Origin of the sequence: Brevundimonas sp. (genome assembly GCF_044239655.1) — a bacterium.
In the GTDB taxonomy this organism is placed as follows: domain Bacteria; phylum Pseudomonadota; class Alphaproteobacteria; order Caulobacterales; family Caulobacteraceae; genus Brevundimonas.
In genome coordinates, this window is the sequence record NZ_JBIIAY010000169.1 from 1 (window position 1) to 4,684 (window position 4,684).

Genomic DNA, 4,684 nt, shown 5'->3' on the forward strand with positions numbered 1-4,684 from the left:
CACCACGATGACCGCCAGCACGGCACCCAGCAGAAGGGCTTCCAGCGAGGCGATATAGCTTTCCTCGATCTGTTCGACGCTGGCCGTAACCTGGCGGATCGTCAGTTCGGGATGGGCCTCATCGATCTCGGCGACGGCTTCGCGGACCTTTTCGGCGATCCGGACCTCCGACGCGGTGCGTGAGCGCAGGAAGTTGAAGGTGATCGCTTCCTGCCCGTTGTAGCGGGCCAGACGACGCGGTTCGGACCAGTGATCCTCGACCCGGCCGAGGTCGCCCAGCCGGACCTGACGGCCGTCGGACAGGGGGATCAGGGTCTCGCGCAGGCCCTCGATCGATGTCGCGGCACCCAGGGTGCGGATGGATCGCTCCGAGCCCGAAATCGTGACACGACCGCCCGGCTGGTCGGAGTTGACCGTGGTCAGGGCCTGGCTGACGGCCGCTGCCGTCAGGCCGTAGGAGGCCAGGCGGTCGGGATCCAGTTCGACCGCGATCTCGCGATCCACGCCGCCACCGCGATTGACTTCGCCGACGCCCTTGATGGCCAGCAACGTCCGGCTGACCTCGTTGTCGACGAACCAGCTGATCTCTTCCGGCGTCATGGTCGAGGACGACACCACCCAGGTGATCAGGGCGTCGCCGGTGATGTCGATGCGTTGCACCGACGGTTCCTGCATGTCCTGAGGCAGGTCGGCGCGCAGGCCGCTCATGGCGTTGCGGACGTCATTCGTCGCCCGCTCGGTATCGGTACCGAGTTCGAACTCGATCGTCGTGGACGAGGAGCCGTCCGTGATCTGGGAGTTGATGTGGCGCACGCCAGACAAGCCGGCCAGCGAGTCTTCGATCAGCCGGGTGACCTGGATTTCCATTTCGCTGGGCGCCGCGCCGGGCCGCCCGGCGTAGACGTTGACCAAGGGGAAATCGATATCCGGATTGTTGTTGATCCGCATGCTGTTGAAGCTCAGCAGCCCCGCGATCGTCAGCAGGGTGAACAGCAGGATGATCGGAATGGGATTCTTGATCGACCAGGAGGAGATGTTCTTCATGGTCGGTCCTAGCGCGCGGCCGGAGCAGGCGAGGTGACCACAGCCCCCGAGACCGTCACCCGGTCGCCGTCACCGAGGAAGCCGGCACCTTCGACCACCACGCGCGCACCGGCCTGAAGCCCGTTGACGGAGGTCTGGCTTGCGCCGCGCGACAGGACCTCGACCGGGGTAAAGCGGACCTGGTTGCCGGTACCTAGCACGAAGACCCCGGCGCGGTTCTCGCGGTACAGGACCGAGGCGGTCGGCACGGTGATCGTGGGTTGGGCCCCGACGTCGATCTGGGCCTTGGCGAACATCCCGGGCTTGAAGTCTCCGGCGCTCGACAGCGCGATCCGGGCCAGACCCAGCCGGCTGGTGGCGTCGACCTGGGGCGTCACGATGCGGACGCGACCGGTCGCCTGGCCCAGCTGGTCGGAGGAAATGGTCGCCGACTGACCGGCGCGGATCAGCCCCAGCTCCGTCTCCGGCACCTGGGCGTCCAGTTCCAGCCGGCCGTCACGGACGATGCGGAACAGCTCGGCGCCCGCCTGGATGATCTGGCCTCGCGTGACGCTGCGGCTCGCGATCAGGCCGGACACGGGCGCGCGGATGGTGGCCTGGTTCAGACGGGTCTGGGTCTCCGAAAGGGAGGCGCGGGAGGCGGCGAGGTTGGCGGCCGAGGCCCGCTGGTTGGCAAGCGCCGTATCTAGCGACGCCTGGCTGAGGAAGCCGCGCTCCTTCAGTTCCTGCGACCGGCCCAGCGCGGCCTCGTCGCGCGCCAGATTGGCCTCGGCCGTCTGTACCGACGCCTGCTGCTGGCGCAGCTGGGCGCGCAGGAGGACGTCGTTCATCTGGACCAGGGCCTGACCCTGACGCACATAGGAACCCTCGTCGACGAACAGGCCGACGGCGGTCAGCCCCCCGGTCTCGGCGCCGACCGGCACCTCTTCCCAAGCCGTGATGCTGCCCGACGCAGTGATGATGCGGGGCAGGGAGGTCATCGACGCGGTCGCCACGGTGACCGTCTGACCGGCGACGGCCTTCTGGGCCGCAGCCTTTTCCTCGGCCTTCTTGGCTTCGCCGCTGCCGCAGGAGGTCATCACGAGCGTCGCGGTCGCCAGCAAGGCCGCCCGGGTCAGGGTGTTGATCGCCACGGTGTTCATCCTGTCGCGGGCCACGCGGGGGGAGCGCGGGTCTGTGGCGCACTGGGGCGCCGGGAATAGTCCGTCTCAATAGCGCGTTCAGATGACGGCCTCAAACGTCCAGCTTCGCCATTACGAGGATGTAACCTGTGTCAGATCGACCGGGGCCGCGTTGGCGTTCGCGGGCGCCCCATGCTAACCGCGCCGCACCATGACGACGCCCCCCATTTCCCAAATCCGAAACTTCTCCGTGGTCGCACACATCGACCATGGGAAATCAACGTTATCCGACAGGTTGATTCAATTCACCGGCGGGCTGACGGCGCGCGAGATGTCCGCCCAGGTGCTGGACAATATGGACATCGAGAAAGAGCGCGGGATCACGATCAAGGCCCAGACCGTCAGACTACATTACAAGGCCAAGGACGGCAAGGAATATATTCTTAACCTGATGGACACGCCGGGGCATGTGGATTTTGCCTATGAGGTCAGCCGGTCTCTGGCGGCGTGCGAGGGCAGCCTGCTGGTGGTGGACGCCTCGCAAGGCGTAGAGGCCCAGACCCTGGCCAACGTCTACCAGGCCATCGACAACAACCACGAGATCGTGCCGGTCCTGAACAAGATCGACCTGCCCGCCGCCGAGCCCGAGCGGGTCCGCCAGCAGATCGAGGACGTGATCGGCATCGACGCCAGCGATGCGGTGCTTTGCAGCGCCAAGTCCGGCATCGGCATCGAGGATGTGCTGGAAGCTATCGTTACCCGGCTGCCGGCGCCCAAGGGCGACCCGGACGCGCCGCTGAAGGCCCTGCTGGTCGACGCCTGGTACGACCCCTATCTGGGCGTCGTCGTTCTGGTGCGGGTGTTCGACGGGGTGCTGAAGGCCGGGATGCGCGTCAAGATGATGCAGAACGGCTCGACCCACCTGATCGACCGGGTCGGCGTCTTCCTGCCCAAGAACACGCCCGTGGACCAGCTCGGCCCCGGCGAGGTCGGCTTCATCACCGCCCAGATCAAGGAAGTCGCCCACGCCGCCGTCGGCGACACCATCACTGACGAAAGGAAACCCACGGCCGAGGCGCTGAAGGGGTTCAAACAGGTCCAGTCGGTGGTCTTCTGCGGCCTGTTCCCGGTCGACGCCGCCGATTTTGAGGACCTGCGCGCCGCGATCGGCCGCCTGCGCCTGAACGACGCCTCCTTCACCTATGAGATGGAAAGCTCGGCGGCCCTGGGCTTCGGCTTCCGCTGCGGCTTCCTGGGGCTGCTGCATCTGGAGATCATCCAGGAGCGCCTGAGCCGCGAGTTCAACCTCGACCTGATCGCGACGGCACCCTCGGTGGTCTACAAGATCGGCCTGCGCGACGGGCGCGAGATCGACCTGCACAACCCCGCCGACCTGCCCGACGTGATGCAGATCGAGACCATCGCCGAACCCTGGATCAAGGCCACCATCCTGACCCCCGACGAATATCTGGGCGGGGTCATCAAGCTGTGCCAGGACCGGCGCGGGTCACAGGTCGAACTGTCCTACGTCGGGAGCCGCGCGCTGGTGGTCTATGAGCTGCCGCTGAACGAGGTGGTGTTCGACTTCTACGACCGGCTGAAGTCGATCAGCAAAGGCTACGCCTCGTTCGACTATGAGCTGACCGACTACAAGGTCGGCGACCTGGTCAAGATGAGCATCCTCGTCAACGCCGAACCCGTCGACGCCCTGTCCATGCTGGTCCACCGCGGCCGGGCCGAGACCCGCGGCCGGGGTATGGTCGAAAAGATGAAGGAGCTGATCCCGCCCCACATGTTCGTCATCCCGATCCAGGCCGCCATCGGCGGCAAGATCATCGCCCGCGAGACCGTGCGCGCGCTGAGGAAGGATGTGACGTCGAAATGCTATGGCGGCGACGCGACCCGCAAGAAGAAGCTGCTGGAGAAGCAGAAGGCCGGCAAGAAGCGGATGCGCCAGTTCGGCAAGGTCGAGATCCCGCAGGAGGCGTTCATCGCCGCGCTGAAGATGGATGAGGATTGAGCACGAGCGGAAATCCTAATCTCCGTTCCTGCTGGCTTGACGTGAAAGCGGCGAGCCTATCCCCTCAAGAGATTGAGTCGGGAGCTAGCGAATGGCGAAATTGCTTAAAAGGCCTTCTTCCCCGTCAACCAAGGCAATCGAGGAGTTTTTTGAACTCTCTCAGAACCGGTTGGTCATACAAACTTCCGACTTTTCTCTCCAAGGACTCAAGGACATGGTCGATGATGAAATCATCGATCTCAGTCCGACCTATCAGCGACGTGAACGCTGGGGAGTTGATCGTCAGTCGCAACTAATAGAATCGTTTTTGCTTAATGTTCCTGTCCCGCCAATTTACTTGGCGGAAGAGGATTATGGTGTCTATTCTATTATAGACGGAAAGCAACGCATCACCGCAATCCACGATTTTCTTAACAACTCTTTTTCGCTCACAAAGATCGAAACATTTAGCAGCATACTGGGAGCCAAATTCAAGGATCTTCCTCAAGCCTTGCGAGGG

At 64.1% G+C, this 4,684-nt stretch carries 4 protein-coding genes; 2 read left to right on the forward strand and 2 right to left on the reverse strand.

Annotated features, from left to right (window positions below; translation table 11 throughout):
- Both ACILQR_RS15565 and ACILQR_RS15570 read right to left on the reverse strand, forming a co-directional pair.
- Window positions 1-1,044, reverse strand: a 1,044-nt coding sequence (locus ACILQR_RS15565; protein WP_395652295.1) for an efflux RND transporter permease subunit, incomplete at its 3' end; no start/stop codon positions are given.
- Between the two features lie 8 nt (window positions 1,045-1,052).
- On the reverse strand, window positions 1,053-2,186 hold the full coding sequence (locus ACILQR_RS15570) for an efflux RND transporter periplasmic adaptor subunit (protein WP_395652298.1): 1,134 nt from the start codon (window positions 2,184-2,186) through the stop codon (window positions 1,053-1,055).
- Window positions 2,187-2,376: 190 nt separating this feature from the next.
- Here ACILQR_RS15570 and lepA point away from each other — a divergent pair, with 190 nt between their 5' ends.
- Window positions 2,377-4,185: a translation elongation factor 4 gene (lepA, locus tag ACILQR_RS15575; RefSeq protein WP_395652296.1), complete on the forward strand. Its 1,809-nt coding sequence runs from the start codon at window positions 2,377-2,379 to the stop codon at window positions 4,183-4,185.
- Between the two features lie 91 nt (window positions 4,186-4,276).
- Window positions 4,277-4,684, forward strand: a 408-nt coding sequence (locus ACILQR_RS15580) for a DUF262 domain-containing protein (RefSeq protein WP_395652297.1), incomplete at its 3' end; no start/stop codon positions are given.